This is a genomic window from Billgrantia antri, from assembly GCF_017868935.1.
Lineage (GTDB): Bacteria > Pseudomonadota > Gammaproteobacteria > Pseudomonadales > Halomonadaceae > Halomonas > Halomonas antri.
Window position 1 is genome coordinate 2,167,809 of record NZ_CP053383.1, and the last position, 25,584, is coordinate 2,193,392.

General features: G+C 63.5%; 24 protein-coding genes. 14 read left to right on the forward strand and 10 right to left on the reverse strand.

All coding sequences use genetic code 11. From position 1 onward, the window contains the following. Positions 1–4,248 (forward strand): autotransporter assembly complex protein TamB, encoded by a 4,248-nt coding sequence (gene tamB, locus HNO53_RS10125; protein WP_209478302.1) that lies wholly within the window; start codon positions 1–3, stop codon positions 4,246–4,248. Between the two features lie 58 nt (positions 4,249–4,306). Then, positions 4,307–4,921, forward strand: a complete 615-nt coding sequence (msrA, locus tag HNO53_RS10130) for a peptide-methionine (S)-S-oxide reductase MsrA (protein ID WP_209478304.1) — start codon at positions 4,307–4,309, stop codon at positions 4,919–4,921. Here msrA and HNO53_RS10135 read toward each other — a convergent pair. The 9 genes from HNO53_RS10135 to can form a co-directional block, all read right to left on the reverse strand. Continuing rightward, positions 4,902–5,942, reverse strand: coding sequence for a hydrolase (locus HNO53_RS10135; RefSeq protein WP_209478306.1), 1,041 nt, complete (start codon positions 5,940–5,942; stop codon positions 4,902–4,904). The two genes, msrA and HNO53_RS10135, sit on opposite strands and share 20 nt — an antisense overlap. Before the next feature lie 4 nt (positions 5,943–5,946). Further along, positions 5,947–7,257, reverse strand: a complete 1,311-nt coding sequence (gene pepQ, locus HNO53_RS10140) for a Xaa-Pro dipeptidase (protein ID WP_209478308.1) — start codon at positions 7,255–7,257, stop codon at positions 5,947–5,949. Positions 7,258–7,278: 21 nt separating this feature from the next. Continuing rightward, complete coding sequence (locus tag HNO53_RS10145) at positions 7,279–8,187, reverse strand: LysR family transcriptional regulator (protein WP_209478310.1); 909 nt, start codon at positions 8,185–8,187, stop codon at positions 7,279–7,281. Between the two features lie 64 nt (positions 8,188–8,251). Then, a complete protein-coding gene (locus HNO53_RS10150; protein WP_209478312.1) occupies positions 8,252–9,313 on the reverse strand; it encodes an ABC transporter ATP-binding protein in 1,062 nt (353 codons plus the stop codon). Next, positions 9,310–10,332, reverse strand: coding sequence for an ABC transporter ATP-binding protein (locus HNO53_RS10155; RefSeq protein WP_209478313.1), 1,023 nt, complete (start codon positions 10,330–10,332; stop codon positions 9,310–9,312). The genes HNO53_RS10150 and HNO53_RS10155 overlap by 4 nt, the downstream gene beginning before the upstream one ends. A gap of 21 nt (positions 10,333–10,353) precedes the next feature. Beyond that, a complete protein-coding gene (locus HNO53_RS10160) occupies positions 10,354–11,310 on the reverse strand; it encodes an ABC transporter permease (protein WP_209478315.1) in 957 nt (318 codons plus the stop codon). Continuing rightward, entirely contained in the window at positions 11,307–12,353 is a 1,047-nt protein-coding gene (locus tag HNO53_RS10165; RefSeq protein WP_209478317.1) for an ABC transporter permease, read from the reverse strand. Before HNO53_RS10165 ends, HNO53_RS10160 begins: the two co-directional genes overlap by 4 nt. 97 nt (positions 12,354–12,450) lie before the next feature. Then, positions 12,451–14,028, reverse strand: a complete 1,578-nt coding sequence (locus HNO53_RS10170) for an ABC transporter substrate-binding protein (protein ID WP_209478318.1) — start codon at positions 14,026–14,028, stop codon at positions 12,451–12,453. A gap of 157 nt (positions 14,029–14,185) precedes the next feature. Next, positions 14,186–14,839: a carbonate dehydratase gene (gene can, locus HNO53_RS10175; RefSeq protein ID WP_209478319.1), complete on the reverse strand. Its 654-nt coding sequence runs from the start codon at positions 14,837–14,839 to the stop codon at positions 14,186–14,188. Positions 14,840–15,012: 173 nt separating this feature from the next. Here can and gorA point away from each other — a divergent pair, with 173 nt between their 5' ends. From gorA to HNO53_RS10235, 12 genes are all read left to right on the forward strand, one after another. Beyond that, the gene (gene gorA, locus HNO53_RS10180; RefSeq protein ID WP_209478320.1) at positions 15,013–16,374 is read left to right on the forward strand and encodes a glutathione-disulfide reductase; all 1,362 of its coding nucleotides are present in this window, start codon (positions 15,013–15,015) and stop codon (positions 16,372–16,374) included. Positions 16,375–16,595: 221 nt separating this feature from the next. Beyond that, the gene (gene ectA, locus HNO53_RS10185; protein WP_209478321.1) at positions 16,596–17,174 is read left to right on the forward strand and encodes a diaminobutyrate acetyltransferase; all 579 of its coding nucleotides are present in this window, start codon (positions 16,596–16,598) and stop codon (positions 17,172–17,174) included. A gap of 79 nt (positions 17,175–17,253) precedes the next feature. Next, positions 17,254–18,519: a diaminobutyrate--2-oxoglutarate transaminase gene (gene ectB, locus HNO53_RS10190; RefSeq protein ID WP_209478322.1), complete on the forward strand. Its 1,266-nt coding sequence runs from the start codon at positions 17,254–17,256 to the stop codon at positions 18,517–18,519. A gap of 78 nt (positions 18,520–18,597) precedes the next feature. After that, a complete protein-coding gene (locus HNO53_RS10195; protein ID WP_209478323.1) occupies positions 18,598–18,993 on the forward strand; it encodes an ectoine synthase in 396 nt (131 codons plus the stop codon). Between the two features lie 377 nt (positions 18,994–19,370). Continuing rightward, the gene (locus HNO53_RS10200) at positions 19,371–20,165 is read left to right on the forward strand and encodes an ATP-dependent zinc protease family protein (protein ID WP_242597605.1); all 795 of its coding nucleotides are present in this window, start codon (positions 19,371–19,373) and stop codon (positions 20,163–20,165) included. Between the two features lie 34 nt (positions 20,166–20,199). Continuing rightward, complete coding sequence (locus HNO53_RS10205; RefSeq protein WP_209478325.1) at positions 20,200–21,705, forward strand: inactive transglutaminase family protein; 1,506 nt, start codon at positions 20,200–20,202, stop codon at positions 21,703–21,705. A gap of 5 nt (positions 21,706–21,710) precedes the next feature. Continuing rightward, positions 21,711–22,706, forward strand: a complete 996-nt coding sequence (locus HNO53_RS10210; RefSeq protein ID WP_209478326.1) for an alpha-L-glutamate ligase-like protein — start codon at positions 21,711–21,713, stop codon at positions 22,704–22,706. Between the two features lie 33 nt (positions 22,707–22,739). After that, positions 22,740–23,192, forward strand: coding sequence for a transcriptional repressor (locus HNO53_RS10215; protein ID WP_209478327.1), 453 nt, complete (start codon positions 22,740–22,742; stop codon positions 23,190–23,192). 20 nt (positions 23,193–23,212) lie between these two features. Then, the gene (gene hisI, locus HNO53_RS10220; protein WP_209478328.1) at positions 23,213–23,665 is read left to right on the forward strand and encodes a phosphoribosyl-AMP cyclohydrolase; all 453 of its coding nucleotides are present in this window, start codon (positions 23,213–23,215) and stop codon (positions 23,663–23,665) included. Between the two features lie 69 nt (positions 23,666–23,734). Beyond that, the gene (yidD, locus tag HNO53_RS10225) at positions 23,735–24,037 is read left to right on the forward strand and encodes a membrane protein insertion efficiency factor YidD (RefSeq protein WP_242597630.1); all 303 of its coding nucleotides are present in this window, start codon (positions 23,735–23,737) and stop codon (positions 24,035–24,037) included. Positions 24,038–24,123: 86 nt separating this feature from the next. Continuing rightward, positions 24,124–24,705 carry a DJ-1/PfpI family protein gene (locus tag HNO53_RS10230; protein WP_209478330.1) on the forward strand — a complete coding sequence of 194 codons (582 nt, stop codon included), beginning with the start codon at positions 24,124–24,126 and terminating at the stop codon, positions 24,703–24,705. A 70-nt stretch (positions 24,706–24,775) separates the two neighbouring features. Then, positions 24,776–25,183 carry a ribbon-helix-helix domain-containing protein gene (locus HNO53_RS10235; RefSeq protein WP_209478331.1) on the forward strand — a complete coding sequence of 136 codons (408 nt, stop codon included), beginning with the start codon at positions 24,776–24,778 and terminating at the stop codon, positions 25,181–25,183. Here HNO53_RS10235 and HNO53_RS10240 read toward each other — a convergent pair. Next, on the reverse strand, positions 25,147–25,578 hold the full coding sequence (locus HNO53_RS10240; RefSeq protein ID WP_209478332.1) for a SufE family protein: 432 nt from the start codon (positions 25,576–25,578) through the stop codon (positions 25,147–25,149). The two genes, HNO53_RS10235 and HNO53_RS10240, sit on opposite strands and share 37 nt — an antisense overlap. Between the last annotated feature and the right edge of the window lie 6 nt (positions 25,579–25,584).

Below are 25,584 nucleotides of genomic sequence, written 5' to 3' on the forward strand. Positions count from 1 at the left end.
ATGCGGTCATTGATCCTTGCCTTTCTGAAGCTTCTGATCGTGCTGCCTGTGCTGGCGATCGGCATCGTGATCCTCGTACTCGGTCTTGCACTGTCCCCCTGGGGCGCTGGCCTCCTGCTCGAGGAGGGGGCCAAGCGCGGCTTCTACCAGCTGGAGAGCGTCGAGGGGGCGCCGTTGGATCGCCTGGTGCTGCACGGATTCCGGATCGAGGCCGGCCCCGCCGAGATCGCCGCCGAGAGGTTGGAGCTGGCCTGGGCGGACGACTGTCTGCTGAGCGGTAGGCTGTGCGTGGAGCGTCTGGCGATGCAGGGCGGTCGCGTGCTGCTGCATGAGCAGGAGGCGCGTGACGAACCGCCATCGGAGCCGGCGTCAAGTGCCCCGATTCGCCTGCCGTTTCCCCTGGAGGTTCGAGAGCTAGTCCTGGATGACACGCAACTGCGGCTGGCCGACGGTACGCGGATCGTCCTGGATGAGATGAGCACGGCAGCCCGGGCCGAGGAGTCCCGGCTGCGGCTGGAAACGTCCCGCGCCGAGGGCCTTCGCGTTACGTTGCCGGCCGGTGGAGAAGACGACACCATCGCGGCAGAGGGGCCGGAAGAGACGCTCTCACGCCCCGCGCTCGAGGCGCTGGACGAGGTTCCGCAGGAGATCGCGCCGTCCGCGTTTCGCTTCCCCCTCGATATTTCGGCGCCCGAACTCGAAGTGCAGGACGTCGAGCTGAAACTGGCGGACGGTACACGTATCACCTGGGAGGTCTTGCATACCGGCCTCGAGGCCGAGGGTAATCGGCTGCAGCTGCTGCCGACACGCCTCCAGCAGTTGCGGGTCGACATTCCACCGTCCGGTGCCGCCAGGTTAGCTCTGGACCCGATGCAGGGCAGCGATGTGTTGAGCGAACAGGCCCTGGCGGCAGCCGAGGCGGTGCAGGCACCGACCGGCGGCTCGGGGGAACCCGGCGTACCGTTCGACGAGCGCGAGCGTCTGGCATTGCCTGAGGTCGAGCTGCCCCTGGCGATTTCGGCGCCGCGTATCCACCTCGACGGAATCGAAGTGAGCGGGCCGCTCGACTACGAAATACGCACTCTTGATCTCGCCCTTGAGGCACGTGGCCATGAGGTCGAGATCGTGACACTGGACGTGGACAGCCGCGACGTCGAGGCGAGCCTCTCCGCTCGCGTGATAATGCGCGGCGATTACCCGCTCGAAGCGCAGTTCGAGGCGGCTCTGTGGCTGCCGGAATTGATGCCTGAGCTGGCCGGTCAGCGACTCGACCTGAGGCTCAACGGAAGCTTGGCCGAGCTGAATGCCGAGCTCACCGCCCGCGGGCCGGTCGACGCCAACCTTTCTGCCCGAGCCGACGTTCTGGCCCCCAGCCTACCCTTCGAAGCTTCCTTGCAGAGTGAGCTCCTGCAATGGCCGTTACCCATGGCGACGGCACATGCCGATCAAGAGGAAACGGTGGCCGAGCCCTATGTCGTCGAGGATCTCGACCTGCGTCTGTCCGGCAGCCTGGTGAATTACAGCGCGGCCCTGTCGATGCGCCTGGAAGGGCCTGATATCCCCCTGACGCAGGTGGCCTTGTCGGGCAGCGGCGACTTCGAGCACTTCGCCTGGACGCCGTTGTCAGTGAGTCTCGGGGATGCCTCGGTGGTCAGCCGGGGAAGGGTCGAGTGGCTTGATGGGCTCGACGTCGAGGCGACGGCACGCCTCGACAATGTCGATCCCGGTCAGTTCACCGATGCCACGGAAGGGCGGCTGAGCGGCAATATCGACGTCGCCTTCCGCCAGACGCCCGGTGGCTGGCAGCTACGTGTGCCACGCCTGTCCGTCGATGGAGAACTGCAAGACCTGCCGCTTTCGCTGCGCGCGCGCCTGGCCGGGAACAGCGACATGCAGTGGCAGGTAGAGGAGTTTGATTTTCGCCAGGGGGAAAACCGTATCACCGCAAGTGGCGCCATTTCCGATCAGCGCATGGACCTGAGTGGCGACATCTCGCTGACCGAGCTGGGCAGCCTGCACGATGAGTTGGGTGGCAGCCTGACAGGGCGTTTCCGCACCGGTGGCTCTCCCGAGAGGCCGCGCCTGGAACTCGACCTGGAAGGCCGCGAACTCGCTTTCGCCGACAATCGGGCCGAGGCGCTGGCGCTATCGGGTAGCATACAGGGGCTCGACGATCCCGAGCTCGACCTGAGGTTGGATATCCAGCGTCTCGATGCGGGGGGACAGCACTTGACCGAGGTGGGTCTCGACCTGAGCGGTCGACTGTCATCGCACCGGGCAAACCTGACGGCGCTGGCCGGTCGCGACATGCCGCTTTCGCGGGCGGAGCTGACTCTCGAGGGCGGCTTGTCCACCGAACGCCAGCGCTACGAAGGCCGCATCGCTCCGCTGGAGATCGATACGCAGTATGGCGACATGCGGCTCGACGAAGCGATCCAATTCACTGCCGACCTGGCCGACGGACGGGCCCAGGTGCAGCCATTCTGCCTGCGTCGCGAGCAGGGCGGTCGAATCTGCCTGGAGGAGAGCTTGCAGGCAAGCGCCGACCAGGGACAACTGGCCCTGACGGTGCGTGATCTGCCCATGGAAATGCTCGACGAGTGGCTACCCGAGGATTGGCGTGCCGGTGGTTCGAGCGAGCTGGATCTCCGCGCGCAGTGGCGCCAGGGCGGGCAGCAGTGGAACCTCGAAGCAGATCTTGTCGGCGAGCTGGATCTGGAAGGGGTGGATATCTACGGACAGCCCTGGTCGATGCCCGATACGCGACTCGACGTGACGCTGGATGCCAGCCAGGCACGAACGGCGCTCAATCTCGACCTGACGCTTGGCGATGCCGGTCGACTCGACCTGGATATCGGCCTCGACGACCCGCTGGGCAGCGGCGAGCTGGATGGCACCTTGGTGCTCGACGGGCTCGACCTGTCGCGTTATCGCACCCTGGCGCAGGGGCTCGATACGCTGGAGGGTGACGTCAGCGGGAGAGTCGGAATATCGGGGAGTCGCGACAATCCGAGCCTGGACGGGGCGCTCGAACTCACCGGGTTGCAGGCCTCGGGCCTCGACGTGCCGCTGATCGTCGAGGATGGGCGCATCCGCATCGAGTTCGACGGCGACAGCGCACGGCTCATGGGATATGTGAATGCCGATGAGGGGCGCCTGGTAATCGATGGTAGCGCCAGTTGGCCATCTCTCGACGAGTGGCGGATCGCCGTAGACCTGAACGGCACCCGGCGCCCATTGCTGGTAAACCTGCCTCAGTTCGGCCGCTTGCGGATCGCCCCGGACATCACCGTACGCATCGATCCTCAATCGCTCCGAGTGCGCGGCGACGTCCAGGTGCCCTGGGCGCGGCTGGAGATCGGCGAAGCCCCGCCGGCAGCCGTCAGCCCCAGCCCTGACGAGATCATCATCACCCGCCGCGACGAGGCACGCGCCCAACGAAGTGGCGAACTGACACCGGCGGCGGGTGACGACGAAGCGGCTGCCGTTGCCTTGCGTGAAGCGGGCATGCAGCTTGACGTGCGCCTCGAGCTGCACCTGGGACCGGACATGCGGCTCGCCGCATCGGGACTCGAGACGGAGTTGGCCGGGACCCTGCAGGTGCGCCAGCAGGACGGTCCGGTGCAGCTGTTCGGCGAGGTCAATCTGGTCGACGGTCGTTTCCGTGCTTTTGGCCAGGACCTGCTGATCCGTCAAGGCCAGCTGTTGTTCAGTGGCGCCCCCGAGCAGCCTTTGCTCGACTTCGAGGCGATTCGCAATCCCGATGTCACCGAGGATGGCGTCATCGCCGGCCTTCGCGTGACCGGCTTTGCCGCCGAGCCGACCCTGACGATCTTCTCCGAACCGGCGATGGACGAAGCGCGAGCGCTCTCCTACCTGCTGCGCGGGCGTGCACCGCGAGACGGCGATGCCGATGGTGCGCTGACCTCGGCACTGGTCGGACTCACCCTGGGCCGTACCGGGGGCGCCGTCGGGGCGATCGGGCAGGCGTTCGGTATCGACGACCTGGCACTGGAAACCACCGGGGTCGGCGACGAGAGCCAGGTGGTGGTCAGCGGCTACCTGACAGAGGACCTGCGCGTCAGCTATGGTGTCGGTATCTTCTCGCCGATCGCCGAACTGACGCTGCGCTACACCTTGTGGCGTAACCTGTATGTCCAGGCCGTCTCGGGCGCCGCTCAGGCCGTGGACCTGATGTATATCTTCACCCGGCCGGGCAAGCCGCCCAAGATCGACGAGTCACCATGATCGGCCGCCCGGGCACTCTCGTCGGGCGGCGATCCGGACCCGTTCAAGGAGATTCGTCATGAACGCCGAGCCTTCCCACGCCCTGCCGGGGCGAGACACGCCGATGCGTGTCTCGGGCGTGCACGCCGTCAACGGCCGCTCGATGCTGCCACCGTTTCCCGAGGGCTACGAGACGATCGTCTTCGGTCTCGGCTGCTTCTGGGGCGCCGAGCGCCTGTTCTGGCAGTTGCCGGGGGTGCACGTCACGGCGGTGGGCTATGCCGGCGGCGTGACACCCAACCCCACCTACGAGGAGACCTGCAGCGGGCGTACCGGCCACGCTGAAGTGGTCAGGGTGGTCTTCGATCCTCGCCAGGTGGATGTCGAGACCTTGCTCAGGGTGTTCTGGGAGGCTCATGATCCGACCCAGGGCATGCGCCAGGGCAACGATATCGGCACTCAGTACCGTTCGGCGATCTATGCCACTAGCGAGGCACAGCTCGCCGCCGCGCAGCGCAGCCGCGACATTTACCAGCACTCGCTGGACCAGGCCGGGCGTGGTCGTATCACCACGGAGTTGGCGCCGCTCGATGCCTTCTACCTGGCAGAGGAGTACCACCAGCAGTACCTGCACAAGAATCCGAACGGCTACTGTGGCTTGCGTGGCACCGGGGTCAGTTGTCCGATCGGCTGAGGTGGCGATCCATCGCCGACTGCCAGGCAGCACCGGTACCGGTCCAACAGGCGAGTTCATGGGCCAGCCGCTGTGCCAGCCAGGGGCGAAGGCGCTGGCCACATCGCTCGACGAACCCGACATGCCCGCCATGGCGGGCGATCTCCAGGCGCACCGCGTCGGCTGGCTTGGGGAGCCGTTCAAAAAGGGCGGCGGGCATGAAAGGATCGTCGTCGGCATGCAGGATCAGGGTGGGGAGTGCGACGTTGCCGAGCAGGCGTCCGGCGGAAGCGCGATGGTAGTAATCGGCGGCATCACGGAAGCCATGCAGGGGCGCGGTGACGGCATCGTCATAGCCGCGCAGGCTATCGATCCGCGCCAGCTCGCGACTCTCCAGCGACAGAGGTAGCTCGCCACGTGCCAGACGCGGTGCGACTTTCCGCTTCAGCGCGTTCAGCAGATGACGCTCGTAGACCCGCGAAAACCCTTGATGCAGTCTTTCAGCGCTGGCGGCGAGGTCGAGCGGGGCACTGACGATGATGGCACCGGCCAGGTCGAGGCCGTCGCCGCCCTGCTCGGCCACGAGCTTGAGCAGCATATTGCCACCCAGCGAGACGCCGGCAGCCACTTTCAAGGCCTTGGGGTAGCGCCGCGACAGTTCGCTTATCAGCCAGTAGGCATCGGCAGTATCGCCGCTATGGTAGGCGCGCGGCAGTCGATTAGGCTGGTTGCCGCAGCCGCGAAAATGCATCAACAGCGAACGCCAGCCCATGCCGCTGGCCGTTGCCAGCAGCCAGCGGGCATAGGGCGACTGGAACGAGCCTTCAAGACCATGGAACAACACGAAGAGTGGCGCCTGCGGACTTGCTGGGGCGGGCAGGATCCAGTTGAGTTCCACGAAGTCGCCATCGGGCAGCTCGAGAACCTCATGGGTGCGCGTCAGCCGTGGCCGAGGCAATAGGCGAGGCAGTAAGGTTTGCACGTGCGGATTGGCCAATCCGCGCGGGGGGACGAAACCGGTCTGCTGCCACCGTGCACGCATGGGATCACTCGATTTCGACTGTCAGGTTCCTGCCGGCATCGGCCGTGACGATCACGTTGTCTTCGATCCGAATGCCGCCATGGGGGGCCAGCCGCTCGATCATGGGCCAGTTCAGGTGCCTCGCCGTGGGACCTGACTTGAGCGGTTCGAGCAGCATGGGAATGACATATAGCCCCGGTTCTATGGTGACCGCCATTCCCGCTTCCAGTTCCCGTGTCAGTCGCAGGGCAGGGTGGTCGGCCGGTGGTGGCAGGGGGGAGCCATCGCGCGCCGTGCGTCCGGCCACGTCGTGAACCTGGATACCGAGCAGATGGCCGAGCCCATGAGGGCAGAAGGCACGCGTGGTACCGCTTTCGATGGCAGCTTCCGAGGAGCCCCGGACCAGTTCGCTCTCCACCAGTAGCTCGCCGAGCAGGCGATGCATACGCTCGTGCAGCTCGATGAAAGCGACGCCGGGCGCGACCTCTGAGACAAGGCGTTGCTTGATCTCGTGCATGCCTGCGAGCAGGTCGGCGAAGAGCGGATCGGCTTCGGCACCCGGCCAGGTACGGGTGATATCGGCGCAATAGCCGCGATAGCGGTGGCCCGCATCCACCAGCAGGCTGTAGCGCTCGCAGGGCGCTTGCGTGTCGTAATGCTGGTAGTGCAGCACTGCGGCATGGGAGCCGATACCGACGATGTTGCCATAGGGAAGTTCGCCTTCGCGCTGTCGCGAGGCCTGGAGGTAGGCCAGGTGTATGTCGAATTCGCTGCCGCCGGCCAGGAACGCGTCCCGTGCGGCACGATGGCCCAGAACGGCCTTGCGATTGGCCTCGCTCAGGCAGGCGATCTCGTAATCGGACTTGCGTACACGGCCTTCGTCCAGCGCGGTGAGCAGGGCGGCTGGGTTGAGTTCCGCACCGAGTGCGGCAGACGTCGCGGCGGATACATCGCCGATCACGGCAAGGCGGCCGCCAGCGGCAATGGGGGGCGCCTCATCGTAGCGGCCGGTAATCACCTCGAGCCTTGCGGTCCAGGCTTCATTGGGGAGCTGCGCCGGCAGATGCCAGAAATCGTCGGGGGCATGCAGATAACAGACGGGGCGCCGGCCGGGCTGGACCAGCAGCCAGCTATGCGTCAGTTGGGACTGACCCGTCCAGTGCTGGAAGTGGCCATAGCTGCAGAAGCTGGCGTCCTGATCATCGCCGAAGTGGCGAGTCGGTCGACCGCTGTAGATCAATAGCCGGTCGTAGCCCTGGGCAGTGAGCACTTCGGCGTAGCGATTCTCGAGCGCATCGAAGTGATGCACCTGTAGGGCATCAAGGTCAGGGGTCATGATTCACTCCGGTTCGGAAAGTCAGGCGGTTACGCCTGGCGAAAGGTTCTCCCAGAAGGCGGCCACCGCTGAGTGCCTGCTCTCGGCACGGCGGTAGAGGCGGATCTCCAGCGGGATCTGCCAGCGTTCACCACCGGCCGCGACCAGCGAGCCGGCGGCGAGCGCCTCGCGCACACTGCGCCCGGGTAGCCAGCCCAGGCCATAGCCCAGGCTGACCAGTTCGCGAATATTGTTGCTCTGAATGCTCTCGTTGAGAATGCTGAAATCCGGCGTCTCGCCGAGCTGGGCGAGGTGGCTGCGAATCATGGCATCGAACAAGCCGCGCGGATGATAGGCGATCAGCGGCAGCCGGGCGCCATCGTCCAGTGCGAAGCGCGGCCGTCCATCCGTTTGGGGCAGCGAGACGGGAACCAGGCGCTCCTCGCCGAGCCGATGGAAGACGAACCCTTCCGTGTCGGGCTCGATGCCACAGGGCGTCTGCGGCCAGTAGCACAGCACCAGGTCGCATTCTTCGCGTGACAATGCACGAAAGTAGTCGTCGACCAACCAGCTGGTGGCGCGCAGGTAGGGCGTCAACGGCGGCGGTACCGGCCACTGGTCGAGCCACTCCGGCATGAAGTGGGCGAGCAGGCTCTGCGGCGCGGCCAGACGAATACGCCCGGCCTGCTGTTCAGCGAGCTGAATCAAGCGCCGACGGCTCTCTGCGACCCGCTGGGTGATATCGTGGCAAAGTCCCAGAAACTCTTCGCCGGCAGGTGTCAGCGACAGCGGCAGCGTCTGGCGGTTGATCAGGGTCGTGCCCATCTCCTCCTCGAGCAGTTTGATGCGTCGCGAGAAGGTCGGCTGGGTGACGTTCTGCTGCTCGGCGGCACGCGAAAAGTGGCGCGTGCGGGCCAGGGCGATGAAGTCTTCCAGCCAGCGTAGTTCCATGTTGTCTCCCGAGACAGGACGAGTAGCACACTCACAGTGTAGCCAGAGGCATCATCGCAGCGTCTCAGACGAGACGTCCCTCTTCGATGGCGTGGCAGGCGACGCGCCCGCCGCCATCGCGAGCGATCAGCGCCGGCACCTCCTCGCGGCAGCGCGCGTTGGCATGCGGGCAGCGGCCGTGGAAGACACACCCGGAAGGCAGGTTGACCGGCGTGGGCACTTCCCCTTCGAGACGGATGTGCTGGGGGCGGTCATCCTCGAGCCGCGGAATCGCCGAAAGTAGCGCGCGGGTATAGGGATGACGCGGTGTGGCGAACAGCGTGGCCGTGGGCGCCACCTCGCAAACCCGCCCCAGGTACATCACCGCCACACGGGTACCGAAGTGCTCCACAACGGCAAGGTCGTGGGTGATGAACAGATAGGTCAGATTGCGTTGCTGCTGGGCGTCCATCAACAGGTTGAGTACCTGAGCCTGGATCGAGACATCGAGCGCCGAGATCGGCTCGTCGGCGACGATGAATTCCGGGTCCACGGCCAGCGCGCGGGCGATGGCGATGCGTTGTCGCTGGCCGCCGGAGAACTCATGACCGTAGCGAGTACCCCAGTCAGGCGCGATGCCTACCGAATGCATCACCTCGGCGACCTTGTCCGCCACCTGCTGGCGATTCCAGTCGGGATGGTGCAGACGGATCGGCTCCTCCAGGGTCTGCTGGATGGTCATGCGCGGGTTGAGCGACGCATAGGGGTTCTGAAAAATCATCTGCATGCGTCGGCGGTAAGGCATCAACGCCTTGGTCGACAGGTCGTCGATGCGCTTACCGTCGTAGCGGATCTCGCCACCGGAAGGGTGAATCAGCCCCATTACGATGCGCGCCACGGTGGACTTGCCACACCCGGATTCGCCGACCACGCACAGCGCTTCGCCGCGCTGGATATCCAGGTCGATGCCGTTGATGGCATGCACGTATTTCTGCTCGCGCACCAGCTTGCCGCCCTTGAACTTTAGCTGCTCGAGGAAGTCGCCGGAAAGCGAGAAGCGTTTCTCGAGGCCGCGGATCTCCAGCAGCGATCGATCGGCGTCGGTGGCCGGCGCCTCGTGGGAGGGTGCGATTGCTGTCGCCGTCATCGGGTAGTCTCCTCGGCCGGTATGCGTTCGCGTTCGATCATCTCGGCAACCATGTGGCAGGCCGCTTGGCAGTTGCCGGAGGTGACGAACTCGGGGACTCGGGAACGGCAGGCGGGACGTTCGCTGCCGTCGGGACGCTGGGTGAAGGCGCAGCGTGGATGGAAGGCGCAGCCGCTCGGCAGGTTGTCGAGCGAGGGCATGCTGCCGGGAATCTGGTTGAGTCTCTCGCCCGGCGTGGCCATCTGCGGCAGTGCGTTCATCAGCCCTTGAGTGTAGGGATGTTGGGGGTCGTTGATGATTTCACGGGTAGGACCCTGCTCGATCACCCGGCCGGCATACATCACCAGCATGCGCTGGGTCACCTGGCTGACGACGCCCAGGTCGTGCGTGATCAGAATCAAGCCGACATTGTGCTTCTCGCACAGCTCCAGCAGAAGCGCCATGATCTCGGCCTGGATGGTGACGTCGAGTGCCGTGGTGGGCTCGTCGGCGATGATGATGTCAGGATCGAGGAGCAAGGCGATGGCGATGATGACCCGTTGCCGCATGCCGCCGGAGAGTTCGTGAGGGTACTGTTCCAGGCGTGCCTCGGGCGAGGGGATCTGTACCTGTTCGAGCTTGCGCAGGGCGATGGCTCTGGCTTCGCGACGGGCGATGCGGCGATGCGCCTTGAGGCACTCGATCATCTGCTCGCCGATGGTGAGCACCGGATTGAGCGTCATCATCGGATCCTGAAAGATCATCGAGATGCGATGTCCACGGATCCGGCGCAGCGCACGATCACTGAGTCCGGTGAGTTCCTGATCGTCGAAGCGAATGCTGCCGCCGGCGATGTAGCCGGGCTTGGAAATCAGGTTGAGCAGACTGAACGCCGCCACCGACTTGCCGGCACCGGATTCGCCCACGATGCCGAGCCGCTCGCCGCGATCGAGGCTGAAGCAGACGTCGCGCAGCGCCTGGACGTCGCCGCGGCGCAGGGCGAAGCGCACGTCGAGGTTGTTGACTTCGAGAAGTGACATGGGAGTCTCCAGAATCCGTCGTCAGCCCTTGTACAGGCGCGGGTTGAGCACATCGCGCAGCCAGTCGCCGAGCAGGTTGATCACCAGTACGAGCAGCACCAGCACTGCCCCGGGCATCAGCGTGATCCACCAGGAGCCCGATTGCAGGTAGTCGAAGCCCGACTTGATCAGTGAGCCCAGGGATGGATGGGTCTCGGGCATGCCCAGCCCCAGGAAAGAGAGCGCCGCCTCGGAGATGATGGCGTTGGCCACCTGCACCGTGGAGATGACGAAGATCGGCGACAGCGTATTGGGCAGGATATGGCGAAACATGATGCGCCGGCTGGAGAGGCCCATGGTGCGGGCAGCATCGACGTACTCCTTGCCCTTCTCGGCGAGCACCGAAGCGCGAACGGTGCGGGCGTACTGCGGCCACTCGGCGAGACCGATGATAAGCACCAGCAGCGGCACGGCGTAGGCGCTGAAGGTGGCGCCGCCGAAGATTGCCTTTATCAAGGCGCCCACCACGATGGCCACCATCAGGGTGGAGAAGGAGAGCTGGATGTCGGCCAGGCGCATCAGGAAGGCGTCGATACGTCCGCCCAGGTAGCCGGCCAGTAGTCCGAAGCAGACCCCCAGGATCGCCTGCAGGGCCACGGCGCCAAAGCCGATGGTCAGCGACACCCGCGCACCGTAGAGGATGGTAGAGAGCATGTCGCGGCCTTGGGCATCGGTGCCGAGAACGTAGGCGTCCTCGCTGCCGGAGATCCAGAAGGGCGGCAGCTCCGAGGCGAGAATGTCGATCTGCGCGAGATCATGAGGGTTCATCGGCGCCAGCCACGGCGCCAGCACGGCGGCCGCGACCATCATCACGAAGACCAGCAGGCTGACCTGGGCGATCAGGTCGCGCTTGAAGCTGTAAAGGAGGTATGAATCGCGAAAGCGCTCCCAGCGGCTCGCTGCGGGAGGGCTCCCGATGGAAGAGGTCGTGGTGCTCATGCGGGTTTCCCTGTCAGCTTGACGGTGGGGTTGACCAGGCCATAAATCAGATCGACCAGGGTGTTGGTGATCACGAAGATCAGCCCCACGATCATCAGATAGGTGATGATCAGCGGTATGTCGGAGCGGTTGATGGCGTTGAGGAACATCAGCCCCATTCCCGGCCATTGAAAGACCGTCTCGGTAAGGATGGTATAGGCCACCAGGGTGCCGATCTGCACCCCGCCCACGGTAATGACCGGCAGCATGGTGTTCTTGAGCGCGTGCAGAAAATAGATTCGCCGCAGGCGGATGCCCTTGGCGCGGGCGAACTTCACGTATTCCGACTGCAGTACCTCGAGCATCTCGGCGCGGATCAGACGGATGAACAGCGGCAGCATGATCGAGGCCAGCGAGATGGCTGGCAGAACCAGATAGGTCAGTCCCTTCAGCGTGGCGAAGTTCGTGTACCAGGTGCCGAAGACGTGCACCGGATCGCCACGGCCATAGGCCGGCATGCCGCCCTCCGTGCTGACCAGATCGTTGAGCCAACTGCCCCAGGCGGTATCGGCGGGGAAGGGGGTCCAGGTCACGCCGATGGCGAACAGCTGAATCAGCACGATGGCCGTGAGAAATACCGGAATCGAGATGCCGACGATAGAGACGCCCATGAAGAAGCGTGACAGCCAGGCCCGCGGCATGATGGCGCTATACACGCCGATGGGCACCGACAGCACGATGATCAGGAAGGTGGACGCCGCCACCAGTTCCAGTGTGGCCGGCAGGTGGCGAAGAATCACCTCGGTGGTCGGCTGGTTGAAGATATAGGAGTAGCCGAAATCGAGCTGGGCGGCATTGCCGGCGAAGCGCAGGTACTGGACCAGGAAAGGGTCGTTGAGCCCAAGCCGCTCGCGCAGCTCCTCGCGCTCGCTTTCGGGCACCGACTGACCGACCATCTGCTGGATGGGGTCGCCGAGATTCTCCTGGATGGCGAAGGCGATCACGCTGATGACGAACATCACCAGCAGCGCATGAAAGAGGCGCTTTACCAAAAAGGCGATCATGGAGGCGTCCTGTGGGCAACGCGGGGTGACACGCCCCAGCTGGGCGTGCCACCGGATTTGGTTCACGGAATGCCGGCCCGTGGGCCGGCGGGGTGGGTCACTCGGCCTGGATGACCAGATCCCCGAGATAGGGGAAGTTCATCACGTTGAGGATCGGCTCGATGTCGACGTTCGGTGCGGCAGCCCAGGCAAGGTCCTGCCAGTGCAGCGGCACGAAAGCGGCCTCATCGTAGAGCGTCTGCTCGACCTGCTGGAGCATTTCGGCGCGCTTCTCCAGGTCGACCTCGAGGTTGGCCTCGGCGACCAGCCTGTCGAGCTCCGGGTTACAGTAGTTGCCGGCGTTGTACTGGCCGGCACCGGTCTCGGCGTCCGGACAGGCGGTGAGGTACTCGTGGAAGTTGGCGCTGTCCTCGGTGTCGGCATGCCAGCCGATCATCATCACGTCGGCGGCACGATCGTCGTATTCGCCCCAGTACTGCGCCTTGGGCAGGGTCTTGAGATCCACCTCGACGTTGATGCGTGCCAGCATGGTGGCCACCGCCTGGGCGATCCTGGCATCGTTCACGTAGCGGTTGTTGGGCGCCATCATGGTGATCTGGAAACCGTCGGCGTAGCCGGCTTCCTCCATCAACTGCTGGGCTCGCTCCAGGTCATGGCGCCGTTCGAGCGACTCGATATGACCCGCGTAGCCCTCAGGAGAGAATTGCGCCGCCGGGGTCGCGAAGCCCTTCATCAAGCGTTCGGCGATGGCGTCCTGGTTGATGGCGTAGGCAAAGGCCTGGCGTACCCGCTCGTCCTGGAAGGCCTCGACGCGCTCTTGGTTCATGTGCAGGAAAATGATGCGCGTACCCGACATGGTGACCAGCTCGGCGTTATCGCTCTCGCGAACACGCTCCAGGTCATTGGGCGGTACCGGCGCGATGAAATCGACGTCACCGGAGAGCAGGGCGGCCACGCGGGTGGCGTTCTCGCTGATCGGGGTGAGCACGATACTGTCGACGTTGCCGGGAGATTCCTCATCCCAGTAGTCGGCAAAGCGCTCGAACTCCATGCGGGTACCCTTGCGATGCTCCACCACCGTAAACGGACCGGTACCGGAGAGGTGGGAAGACGCATAGGAGTTGCCGTTCTTGACGATTTCGTCCTTGGGGTCGCCGTCGCTGTCGGTGCCGCTGTAGAACTGGCTATCCATCGGGAAGATGTAGGTGGCCAGGTTGAGCAGCAGCGGATAGGGCTCTTCGGTCTTGAACTCGACAGTGTAGTCGTCGACTGCAGTCACGCTGGCGATGGGGTCGAAGATCGCCTTGAAGTCCGGGCTGCGCTTGAGGCGCTCCACGGTCCACACCACGTCCTCGGCTGTGAAGTCGTTGCCGCTGTGAAACGTGACGCCCTCACGCAGGGTCATGCGCATGGTGGTGTCGTCGACCTGTTCCCACTCGGTGGCCAGGCGTGGCTCGAAGTCGAGGTCCTGCGTCCAGCGCACCAACGGGTCGAAGGTCATGTGGGAGAGCTGCAGGATGCCGCCGGAGAGCTGCTCATGAATATCGAGCGAGACCGGGTCTGCGTCGTAAGCCATGCGCAGGGTATTCTCGGCGTTGGCAACGGCCGGTAGCAGCGCCGTACCGGTCATGACGGCACCGATCATACCGGCCAGCAAGGTCTTGTTGAACGTCATGTGTCGTTCCCTTCTCGGGTTGTTGTTGTGCGCGGCCCTCCGGCCGCGCCTGCATGGTACGCAGCCAATGTAGTGATCAGCTCGAGAAGAGGACAATCGAAATTCCGACAGGCGCCATGCGCAAGGCGAATAGTGCCAATGCCGCTCTGCAGGAGAATCAGCCGCCGGACGGCGCCACCAGGCGGTCGATGCGATACAGCGTGGCCACCTGATCGAGGCCCAGGACGCTGCAGTCGAGATCACGTATACGACCATTGTCTAGGCCGTAGATCCAGCCATGAACGGATAAGGGTTGACCGCGTTGCCAGGCCAGTTGGACGATCTTGGTGCGGCAAAGGTTGTTGACCTGGGCCTGGACGTTCAACTCACAGAGTCGATCGACCTGTTGCTCCAGGGTAAGGGCCGCGAGCGCAGGGCGGTGCTGGCTGTAGAGTTCGCGTACCGAGTGCAGCCAGTAATCCACCATGCCGCATTCACCGCCCGTGACGGCGGCACGCACCCCGCCACAGCCGTAATGTCCCACCACCATGATGTGCCTGACCTTGAGCACGTCGACGGCGTACTGCACCACCGAGAGTGCATTCATGTCGTTGTGGTGCAGCAGGTTGGCAACGTTGCGATGAACGAAGACCTCTCCTGGCGGCAGAGACACGATCTGGTTGGCCGGTACGCGGCTGTCCGAACAGCCGATCCAGAGGTAATCGGGTTTCTGTTGCAGCGACAGGCGCGTGAAATACTCGCTGTCCTCCTCGCACATGCGCTTTGCCCATGCACGATTGTTGTCGAGCAGGGTCGCTATTTCCTTGTCCATGATCAGGTCCGTAGGCCGAGGGGGAGAGCGGGATGGAGCTTCTTTTACCGCCACACGTCGTAGCGGTCAACCGATGCCATCGCTGAGCCGGCTCTACACACTTGGGTGGCGCTGGTAGAATCGCCCGATCGACCGGGCGTCGTCCAGCGCCCCGGCAAGACAAGGAGAGGCGAGTGTCTGACTTCGACTACGACCTGTTCGTTATCGGTGCCGGTTCCGGTGGGGTGCGTGCTGCTCGCACTGCTGCGGCAACCGGTGCCCGGGTGGCCGTTGCCGAGGACCGCTATCTGGGCGGTACCTGCGTGAATGTGGGCTGCGTGCCCAAGAAACTTTATTCTTATGCCGCGCATTTCCACGATGCTTTCCAGGACGCACGCGGCTTCGGCTGGACCCTGCCCGAAGCCCCGGTATTCGACTGGCCCACGCTGCGCGACAACAAGGTTCGCGAGATCGCTCGGCTCAACGAGATCTACGGTCGCTTGCTGGATAATGCCGGTGTACGCCTGATCAATGGTCGTGCACGTGTCGTGGATGCTCACCGCGTCGAGGTCGCCGGTGAGAGCTTCACCGCCGCCAAGATTCTGGTGGCCGTCGGTGGCTGGCCCTGGGTGCCCGACTTTCCCGGGCGTGAGCTGACCGTGACCTCCAACGAGGTGTTCGACCTGGACCGGATGCCGCGGCGATTCCTGGCGCTTGGCGGTGGCTACATCGCAGTGGAGTTCGCCAGTATCTTCAATGGTCTCGGTAGCGAGTCCCACCTGGTCTACCGCGGTGAACTGTTTCTGCGCGGCTTCGACCGCGAGGTGCGTGAGTTCACCCGTGAGCAGATGGCAGCCAAAGGCGTCAAGCTGCATTTCGAAACCAACGTCGAGCGTATCGACAAGGTGGAAGGCGGGCTCCTGGTGACGCTCACCAACGGCGAGACGCTGGAAGTCGACGCCGTTCTGGCGGCCACTGGGCGCCGCCCCCACCTGGAAGGCGTGGGACTCGATGCCCTGGGCGTGCAACTCAACGATGACGGTACCGTCAAGGTCAACGAGCGTTTCGAGACCTCCGTTTCTTCCATCCTCGCACTGGGAGACGTCACCGGCGGACCGGAACTGACGCCCGTGGCACTGGCGGAAGCCATGCATCTGGTGCAACAGCACTTTGGTGATGCGGCTCCCGCCCCCATGGACTACCGCAATATCGCCACGGCGGTATTTTGTCATCCCAACATCGGGACGGTGGGACTTTCGGAGGAACAGGCGCGCAAGCAGTATGGCGCGATACGGGTCTACCGCACCGACTTCCGCCCCATGAAACATACGCTTTCCGGCAGTGAGGAGCGCTGCCTGATGAAGCTGATCGTCGCCGACGACAGCGACGTGGTGGTGGGCGCGCATATGGTGGGCGAAGAAGCCGGCGAGCTGATCCAAGGCATAGCCATTGCGGTGAGAGCAGGCCTGACCAAGGCCGATTTCGACGCCACGGTGGGCATCCATCCGACGGGGGCCGAGGAGTTCGTCACCATGCGCACGCTTTCACGCCACTGACACGAACCTCATGCACGATCATCGGGCCGCTCAATGCGGCCCGATGTCGTTCGGTGGCATGTGCGCTACGTAGTCTATACTTTTCGGGTGCTTCCTCAGGGGGCTTCGGCAACCGTCGATAAAATTTTGTTATTGAACTGTGCCGCTCTCATAATGCTGGTTTTGATTTGGCGCTGAGCCCTGTTATCATGACGAGCAACATCGCAACAGCGAAGCTAACCATGAACGTGACAACGCAGCCCTTCACACCTTCCGCCGATCTGGCCCGACCCAGCGTGGCCGATGCCGTGGTCGGCAGCGATGCCTCGCCACTGTTCATCCGCAAGCCCAATCCCGACGATGGCTGGGGAATCTACGAGCTGGTCAAGTCGTGTCCGCCGCTCGACGTCAATTCGGCTTATGCCTATCTCCTGTTGGCGACACAATTTCGCAATACCTGTGCCGTTGCCACCAACGAAGAGGGCGAGATCGTCGGCTTCGTATCCGGTTACGTAAAGAGCAATGCCCCGGACACCTATTTTCTTTGGCAGGTGGCGGTGGGAGAAAAGGCCCGCGGTACCGGCCTGGCCCGACGCCTCGTCGAAGCCGTCATGAGTCGTCCCGAGCTGGATGAGGTGCATCACCTGGAGACCACCATTACGCCTGACAACCAGGCATCCTGGGGGCTTTTCCGCCGCCTCGCCGATCGCTGGCAGGCGCCTCTCAACAGCCGCGAATATTTTTCCACGGACCAGCTTGGTGGTGAGCACGATCCCGAGAATCTCGTGCGAATCGGTCCCTTCGACACCCGGCGTATCTGATCCTGCCCATATTCTGGATGGTCGAGGCCCTCGACCGTCCATGCTTTCCTACGCTTGATTATTCCGACAGGAGGTCGACATGCAGACCCAGACTCTCGAACGTCTAGAATCCAATGTACGCACTTACTCCCGTTCCTTTCCGGTGGTCTTCACCAAGGCCAGAAATGCGCGACTGACCGATGAAACCGGCCGCGAATACATCGACTTCCTGGCCGGTGCGGGCACGCTCAACTATGGCCACAACAACCCGCACCTCAAGCAGGCGCTGCTCGACTACCTGGATAGCGACGGTATCGTGCACGGCCTCGATTTCTGGACCGCCGCCAAGCGCGACTACCTGGAAACCCTCGAAGAGGTGATCCTCAAGCCGCGCGGGCTCGAGTACAAGGTGCATCTCCCGGGGCCGACCGGCACCAATGCCGTCGAGGCTGCCATTCGCCTGGCCCGGGTGGCGCAAGGTCGCCACAACATCGTGACGTTCACCAATGGCTTTCACGGCGTGACCATGGGGGCGCTGGCCACTACCGGAAATCGCAAGTTCCGCGAGGCCACCGGAGGCATTCCGCTGCAAGGCAGTGCCTTCATGCCCTATGACGGATACATGGGGGAGCATGCCGACAGTCTCGACTACTTCGAGAAGCTGTTGGGTGACAACTCCAGCGGACTCGACTTGCCGGCGGCGGTCATCGTCGAGACCGTGCAGGGCGAGGGCGGCATCAACGTGGCCGGCCTCGACTGGCTCAAGCGCCTCGAGCGGATCTGCCGCGACCACGACATCCTGCTGATCGTCGACGACATCCAGGCCGGCTGCGGCCGTACCGGCAAGTTCTTCAGTTTCGAACATGCCGGCATCAAACCCGATATCGTCACCAACTCCAAGTCGCTGTCCGGCTTCGGCCTGCCGTTCGCTCACGTGCTGATGCGTCCCGATCTCGACAAGTGGAAGCCGGGCCAATACAACGGCACATTCCGCGGCTTCAATCTGGCTTTTGCCACGGCTGCCGCCGCCATGCGACAGTACTGGCGTGACGATACCTTCGAGCGTGATGTGCAGCGCAAGGGCAGGGTGGTCGAGGATCGCTTCCAGAAGATTGCTGCCTGGATCAGCGAGCAGGGCGTAGCCGCGACCGAGCGTGGCCGCGGCCTGATGCGCGGCATCGACGTGGGCAACGGCGAGCTGGCCGACAAGATCACCGCCAAGGCCTTCGAGAAGGGCCTGGTGATCGAGACCAGCGGTCAGGCCGGTGAGGTGGTCAAGTGCCTGTGCCCGCTCACCATTCCCGACGAGGACCTGCTCGAAGGGCTGGATATTCTCGAGGCTAGTGTCAAGGAGGTCATGGCCTGAGCGAGCGGCCATGGCACTGTTGTCGGTCGGCAGCTGCGACTGTCGGCCAGTCTATGGATTGAACGGAGACCTGGGACGATGATCGTTCGCAATCTCGAAGAAGCGCGCAAGACGGAGCGCCTGGTCAAGGCGGAAAGCGGAACCTGGGACAGCACACGCCTGGTGCTGGCCAACGATGGCGGTGGCTTTTCGTTCCACATCACGCGAATCTATGAAGGTACCGAGACGCACATTCACTACAAGCATCACTACGAGTCGGTCTACTGCATCGAAGGTGAAGGCGAAGTGGAAACCCTGGCAGACGGCAAGATCTGGCCGATCAAGCCGGGTGACATCTACATTCTCGACCAGCACGACGAGCATCTCCTGCGCGCCCACAAGACCATGCACCTGGCCTGCGTGTTCACGCCGCCGATCACCGGCAAGGAAGTGCACCGTGAAGACGGTTCCTATGCGCCGGCCGGCGAGGAGTGATCACGGCGGTCGTTGATTTTGCAAGCCCTGGAACCCCGGCCGGCGAGTCGGGGTTCGTCGTGTGGATTGCGTGACGCTCTGAATAGACCGAGGTTGTTGTCGGGCCTGCTGATCCGCTAGAAGCCGGCCTGCGAGAACCCTCCAGCACCTGGTTCGCATAATGTATATTATGTTAAATCTTGCCTCCATCACAGCGTTGGACAACGCCACCCCGATATCCTTATCATCCTGCGTCATGTTTCGCTGCGGCGAGGCATGCACCCTTCATTGCCAAGCCCACTGCTGCTGCGCCTGACCTGGAGCCCGACTGGAGGCTGTCGATTCCCATGCAACCGAGAACGCTATCCGCGCCCATACCCTGGTTATTGAGTGCTTTGTTGATCAGCGGATGCGCCCTCACCCCTGAATCAGCACCTGAACCTACGCTCAGCCCCGATGCCTTCGAGGCTCGCATCGGCCAGCTCGAGGAACGGATAGTTCAGCGCTGCGACCGCTCCGATGCCCTCGCTGCTCATGACCGCCAACAAGCAGAGCTTCTCGCCGAGCTGCGCGATGCCGGGGTTACACTACGTCAACTTCGTGGCGATATCGAACGACTCAAGCAGCGCGGCGAGGAACCCACGGTGGTCCAGGCGCAATGCAACGATGAGCTCAGCGAGACACTCTCGGCCAAGGAGATGGTCGGCCGCTCAGAGTGGATCGGCTTGCCTGACGTGGGCACCTACCTGCGTGCACGGATCGACTCGGGGGCCAATACCTCCTCTCTTTCCGCTACCGAGATTACCCGCTTCGAACGCGACGGCGAGGACTGGGTCCGCTTCAAGCTGGGCCTCAACGAGGACGATGTCGTCGTGGAGGATGTACGTGACGATTGGATCGAAAGGCCGGTCGAGCGCAGGGTGCGTATCATGCAGGCCGCTGGTAGTGAATCGCGTCCGGTTGTCAGCTTGCTGATGACGCTGGGACCGATTCGCGAGACGGTCGAGTTCACCCTCAATGATCGCACCCATCTCAACTATCCGGTGCTGCTTGGCCGCCGCTTCCTGATGGATATCGCCTTGATTGACGTGGCGGAGGACTATCTCCACCCCAGGCCCGAATTCCCCGGTGGTCGCCCGGCTTCCGAAGCGGCTGAAGACGAGATCAACGACCGGGACGAAGAGGAAGGCTGATACCGGCCTCGTTCCCTAACAGCAAGGATGATACATGTCGCGACTGCCCTTCTATCTCATCGTGGGTTTGTTGATGGTGCTCGGTATCGGTACGAGCCTGCATCGTCACTACCAGATGGAGGTGCCATGGACCCCGGGTGAGCAGCGCCAGGTCTGGGAGGTCGAAGCCATCGTCGACTTTACCGCCCTGGGCGACCCCGCACGCGTCGAGCTGGCGCTACCCTCGCATCAGCGCGGATACCGTATCCTAACAGAGAATACTGCTTCGCCCGGTTACGGTCTGTCGTTCCTGCAGGATGAAACGGGGCGGCGCGCCCAGTGGTCGATCCGCAGTGCCACGGGCAGTCAGCAGCTCTATTATTCCGTGCGCTTGCTGGTCACGGATGATCAGCGTAAACGGCAAATCGTGCGTCCTCCTTTGCGCGATATCAGTTGGGAGCGTCCCTACGACACGGCTGCGGCACAGGTGATCGAACGCGCCTGGATGCGTAGTGCCGACCCTTATACCTTCACCCGTGAGCTGATACGCGACTTCAGCGACGATCTCCAAGGCGAGAATGCCCGCTTGCTGCTGACCCAGTTCGAGCGAACCCCTCTGCTGGTACGCCTGCTCAATCAGGCGGGGGTACATGCCCGCGAGGTCAGCGGCCTGTTGCTCGAGGATGGTCGCCGTCGACAGACCCTGACGTCCTGGATCATGGTATTCGAGGATGAAGAGAACTGGGCGCTGTTCGATCCCCGCACTGCCGAGCAGGGCCAGCCGGACAATCTCCTGCTCTGGGAAGCCGGCGGTCGTGCTGTGCTCGAGGTGCAGGGCGGCACCAACTCGCGTGTCACTTTCTCGATGCTGTCGCGCAGTCAGCCGGCCGCGGCCGCCGTACGCAGCCAACTGGCCGACGACACCCTGCTCAACTTCTCCATTCACAGCTTGCCGCTCGAGGAGCAGGCGCTGTTCCAGACCATTCTGCTGATTCCGATCGGCGCCTTGGTGGTCGTATTCCTGCGTATCCTGGTCGGGATCAAGACGTCGGGCACCTTCATGCCCGTGCTGATTGCATTGGCCTTCATCCAGACTACCCTGCCCACCGGCTTGATCGGCTTTCTGCTGGTCGTTTCGGTGGGACTGGTGATACGCAACTACCTCTCTTACCTGAACCTGCTTCTGGTCGCGCGAGTCTCGGCGGTGATCATCACGGTCATCGCCATCATTTCGATCTTCTCCGTCTTGTCCTATCGTGTTGGTCTCAATGCAGGCCTGACGATCACCTTCTTCCCGATGATCATCCTGGCCTGGACCATCGAGCGGATGTCGATCCTATGGGAGGAGGAAGGACCCAAGCAGGTCTTGATTCAGGGCGGCGGTAGCCTCATTACTGCGGTATTGGCCTATCTCGCCATGAACAATCCCTGGATACGCCACATTACCTTCAACTTCCTGGGCGTACAGCTCATCATCATGGCCCTGATCCTGCTGTTGGGTAACTACACGGGGTACCGCCTGCTCGAGCTGCGGCGCTTCAAACCGGTCACCGAGGACTGAACATCATGTGGGCAAGGCCGAGTCAGCTTTTGCGTCGCGGTATCATCGGCATGAACCGGCGCAACATCCGTTACATCGGGCGCTACAACAGCCGGCGCCTCTACCCACTGGTGGATGACAAGCTCAAGACCAAGCTGCTTGCCGAGCAGTACGGCATTACGACCCCCGCCTTGATCGGCACCGTGACCACACAGTTCGAGGTCAAGCGGGTGGGCGACATGATCGCGGGCCATGGCGGTTTCGCCATCAAACCGGCCAAGGGGAGCGGCGGCAAGGGCATCCTGGTGATCGAGCGGGTCGACCACGACGGCTTCGTCAAGCCCAGCGGCGCCAAGCTGAGCCTCGAGGATCTGCATCGTCACATCTCCAATATCCTGTCGGGTCTCTACTCTCTCGGCGGCGCTCCCGACGTGGCGATGATCGAGGCGCTGATCAACTTTGACGAGAAGCTCTCCGAGTACACCTACGAAGGCGTGCCTGATATCCGGGTAATCGTCTTCCAAGGCTTCCCGGTCATGGCCATGATGCGCCTGTCGACGGCGGCATCCGATGGCAAGGCGAACCTGCACCAGGGGGCGGTGGGTGTCGGACTCGATATCGCCACGGGGACCGCGGTACGTGGCGTGCAGTTCGACCGCTCGCGCCGCGACCACCCGGATACCGGACACGAGCTCGCCAGCCTGCGCATTCCCGACTGGACGAATCTGCTCGAGCTGGCGGCGAGCTGCTATGAAATGACCGGGCTTGGCTACCTGGGCACCGACATGGTGATAGACCGCAATCGAGGCCCCATGCTGCTTGAACTCAATGCCCGTCCGGGGCTTGCCATCCAGATGGCCAACGGCGAAGGGCTGCGTTCGCGTCTCGACCTGGTGGAGAAGCAGTCCGATCGCTTGGGCGTCAAGGAGAGGGTCGCCTTTGCCCAGCACCACTTCGCCCGGCGCGGCGAACTCAAGGACCTGCCCGACCGTGAGCTGGCCCCGACCTGTGTCAACACGTAGAATGGACGCTGTTCCTGAGATGCCGGGTCGCCCATGACCGATGCTACTGCCCTGCTTGCGCAGGCCGAGAGACAATGCCAACTTCGTGGCGCGCGTTTCACCCCGATTCGGCGCCGTGTGCTCGAGATGATTGCTGGGGCCAGCGGTGGCCTGAAGGCCTATGAACTGCTTGATCGGCTTGCCGTCGAGCATGCAGCAGCCCGCCCGCCGACGATCTACCGAGCGCTAGACTTCCTTATCGAGCAGGGGCTGGTGCATCGCATCGAGTCGCTCAATGCATATGTTGCCTGTCCCTGCCCGGAGCATGCGCACGGCTTTCAGCTGTTGATCTGCCGTCATTGCGGGCGCGTCGAGGAGCTGCATCTGGATGACGTCAACGCCCAGCTCAGTGCCAAGGCGCGCGCCCTGGGCTTTCGCGTCGAACGCCAGACCATCGAACTGCTGGGCAGCTGCGATGCCTGCCTGAACGCAGCGGTGCGCGCCTGATACTACGCAACGGATGTGCTATGACCGATACCTTCAAGCAACTCGAGCATGCCAAACTCGACTTTCGTATGCCGCTGGCCGAGGTGCTCGAGGCCGTGCGTTTCAACGACGTTGGCCTGATTCCCGCCATCGCCCAGCAGCACGACAGCGGCGAAGTGCTGATGATGGCCTGGATGAACCGCGAGGCGCTGGAGGAGACGCTTGCTACCGGTCGCGTCTGCTACTGGTCGCGCTCCCGCGGCAAGCTGTGGCGCAAGGGCGAGTCTTCGGGCCAGCAGCAGCATCTGTGCGGAGCCAGCCTCGATTGTGATGGCGATACGTTGCTGCTGCAGGTCGAACAGACCGGCCCGGCATGCCATACCGGACGGCGCAGCTGTTTCTACGTGGCCCTCGAGAAGAGTGAGGCGCGCATCACCAGCGAGCCGTTGATCGACCCCGAAACCCTCTACCGCAAGCCGGCGCAGGAGCGCTGAATCATGCCCTACCTGGCGGCCTGGCTTGCGCGCCTTGGCAGGTGGCTGAGCGGCGCCCCTGGGCTCGCGATGATCGCTCTGGTCAGGCTCTACCAACTGGTGATAAGCCCCCTGCTGGGCCCGCGCTGCCGTTTCTGGCCAAGCTGCTCGCACTACACTGTGGAAGCCATTCAGGTCCATGGACCGCTGCGCGGCGCATGGCTCGCCGCCAAGCGCATCGTACGCTGCCACCCCGGTAGCGAAGGCGGCCTTGATCCCGTGCCCGGCGGACCCAGCGAACGGCTCTGCCGCGAGGATCCCGAGCTCGACGAGCATTTCCGCTGCTGCCCTTCCCACGGCGCGCAACAGCGTGCCGGGACCGAGCGCCTGTAGTATTCGGCTACCACCCTCCTCCGGCTCATCGATGACAGACTGAATCATGGTATCCCACCACGACGAGTCGATGAGGAGACACGCCAATGCCTGCCAAGCGACTGCTCTTGCTGTGCGGCGACTTTGCCGAAGACTACGAAACCATGGTGCCATTCCAGGCCCTTAAAGCCGTGGGTCACCGCGTCGATGCCGTGTGCCCCGACAAGCGGGCTGGCGACAGCATCGCCACCGCCATTCACGACTTTGAGGGCGACCAGACCTATAGCGAGAAGCCGGGCCATCGCTTTACCCTCAACGCGGATTTCGCCACGGTGGAGCCGGCCGACTATGACGGCCTGGTCATTGCCGGCGGGCGGGCGCCGGAATACCTGCGTCTGAACGATAAAGTCATCGCCCTGGTGCGCCACTTCTTCTCGGCCGACAAGCCGGTGGCGGCGATCTGTCATGGTGCCCAGCTGCTGGCGGCCGCCCGGGTGCTGGAGGGACGCACCTGCTCGGCCTACCCGGCCTGCCGCCCCGAGGTTGAACTGGCCGGCGGTCGCTATGCCGACATCCCGGTGGACGAGGCGGTCACCGACGGCAAATTGGTCACCGCCCCGGCCTGGCCCGCCCACCCCGCATGGCTGGCCCAGTTCCTGAGTGTGCTGGGCACTCGGATCGAGCACTAGCCGCCTTGCTCTGGCCCGTGCCCGACACCATGATGAAGGGATCGGACGGGCCAGCAAGGGAGGAAAACGTATGTGCAGGCTATTCATCGGCGCCGAACCGCAGCTCTGGGAGCCGCAAACACGCTCCATGCGCCTCGACGGGGTCTGCACCAGCGTGCGCCTCGAGCGATTCTTCTGGGCGATACTTGAGGAGATCGGCAGGCGCGATGGACTCACTCTGAGCCAGCTGGTGGCGAGGTTGTCGCGGGAGTGCGCCGAGGCGGGCCACGATCCGGCCAACTTCGCTTCCTTCCTGCGTGTCTGCTGCGGTCGTTACCAGGCGCTGCAGCTGACGGGTGAGATCCCTGTGACGCAGAATGTCTCGATTGGCAGCCTGGATAGCGAACGCATTCTCGAGCGTGAGCGCCGGCGTCATGCCGTCGCGCTCACGCCGAGCCGGCGTCAGGCCGAGGCTGCCTCTTTCTCGGCGACCTCGTAGATCTTGCCGAGCATGGCATGCAGCCCGTTGCTGCGCGTCGGTGAGAGATGCTTGTCGAGGCCCAGGTCTTCGAGGAAATGGGGGCTGGTGTCGCGAATCTCGTCAGCCGGCCGGTCGTTATAGATGCGCATAAGCACGGCGATCAGGCCGGAGACGATGGCGGCATCCGATATTGCATCGAAGTGCAGTACCTCGCCTTCGCGGCGGTGATGCATCCAGACGTTCGACTGGCAGCCCTGAATCTTGCGCTCGGGCGTCTTCCACTCTTCGGGAAACGCCGGCAGTTGCTTGCCCATGTCGATGATGTACTGGTAGCGGTCCATCCAGTTGTCGAACATCTCGAACTCTTCCAGCAGCGCCTGCTGGGCCTGTTCGGCCGTGGCTTCGGTAGTCATGTCGTC

Excerpts from the sequence above, each read along its gene's own strand:
- HNO53_RS10215 (WP_209478327.1), top strand. The coding sequence starts at position 22,740 with ATGACCGATGCTACTGCCCTGCTTGCGCAGGCCGAGAGACAATGCCAA.
- HNO53_RS10160 (WP_209478315.1), bottom strand. The coding sequence starts at position 11,310 with ATGAGCACCACGACCTCTTCCATCGGGAGCCCTCCCGCAGCGAGCCGC.
- can (WP_209478319.1), bottom strand. The coding sequence starts at position 14,839 with ATGGACAAGGAAATAGCGACCCTGCTCGACAACAATCGTGCATGGGCA.
- HNO53_RS10205 (WP_209478325.1), top strand. The coding sequence starts at position 20,200 with ATGTCGCGACTGCCCTTCTATCTCATCGTGGGTTTGTTGATGGTGCTC.
- yidD (WP_242597630.1), top strand. The coding sequence starts at position 23,735 with ATGATCGCTCTGGTCAGGCTCTACCAACTGGTGATAAGCCCCCTGCTG.
- hisI (WP_209478328.1), top strand. The coding sequence starts at position 23,213 with ATGACCGATACCTTCAAGCAACTCGAGCATGCCAAACTCGACTTTCGT.
- pepQ (WP_209478308.1), bottom strand. The coding sequence starts at position 7,257 with ATGACCCCTGACCTTGATGCCCTACAGGTGCATCACTTCGATGCGCTC.
- HNO53_RS10210 (WP_209478326.1), top strand. The coding sequence starts at position 21,711 with ATGTGGGCAAGGCCGAGTCAGCTTTTGCGTCGCGGTATCATCGGCATG.
- tamB (WP_209478302.1), top strand. The coding sequence starts at position 1 with ATGCGGTCATTGATCCTTGCCTTTCTGAAGCTTCTGATCGTGCTGCCT.
- ectB (WP_209478322.1), top strand. The coding sequence starts at position 17,254 with ATGCAGACCCAGACTCTCGAACGTCTAGAATCCAATGTACGCACTTAC.
- HNO53_RS10135 (WP_209478306.1), bottom strand. The coding sequence starts at position 5,942 with ATGCGTGCACGGTGGCAGCAGACCGGTTTCGTCCCCCCGCGCGGATTG.
- msrA (WP_209478304.1), top strand. The coding sequence starts at position 4,307 with ATGAACGCCGAGCCTTCCCACGCCCTGCCGGGGCGAGACACGCCGATG.
- HNO53_RS10165 (WP_209478317.1), bottom strand. The coding sequence starts at position 12,353 with ATGATCGCCTTTTTGGTAAAGCGCCTCTTTCATGCGCTGCTGGTGATG.
- HNO53_RS10170 (WP_209478318.1), bottom strand. The coding sequence starts at position 14,028 with ATGACGTTCAACAAGACCTTGCTGGCCGGTATGATCGGTGCCGTCATG.
- HNO53_RS10195 (WP_209478323.1), top strand. The coding sequence starts at position 18,598 with ATGATCGTTCGCAATCTCGAAGAAGCGCGCAAGACGGAGCGCCTGGTC.
- HNO53_RS10240 (WP_209478332.1), bottom strand. The coding sequence starts at position 25,578 with ATGACTACCGAAGCCACGGCCGAACAGGCCCAGCAGGCGCTGCTGGAA.
- HNO53_RS10235 (WP_209478331.1), top strand. The coding sequence starts at position 24,776 with ATGTGCAGGCTATTCATCGGCGCCGAACCGCAGCTCTGGGAGCCGCAA.
- ectA (WP_209478321.1), top strand. The coding sequence starts at position 16,596 with ATGAACGTGACAACGCAGCCCTTCACACCTTCCGCCGATCTGGCCCGA.
- HNO53_RS10150 (WP_209478312.1), bottom strand. The coding sequence starts at position 9,313 with ATGACGGCGACAGCAATCGCACCCTCCCACGAGGCGCCGGCCACCGAC.
- HNO53_RS10230 (WP_209478330.1), top strand. The coding sequence starts at position 24,124 with ATGCCTGCCAAGCGACTGCTCTTGCTGTGCGGCGACTTTGCCGAAGAC.
- HNO53_RS10145 (WP_209478310.1), bottom strand. The coding sequence starts at position 8,187 with ATGGAACTACGCTGGCTGGAAGACTTCATCGCCCTGGCCCGCACGCGC.
- HNO53_RS10155 (WP_209478313.1), bottom strand. The coding sequence starts at position 10,332 with ATGTCACTTCTCGAAGTCAACAACCTCGACGTGCGCTTCGCCCTGCGC.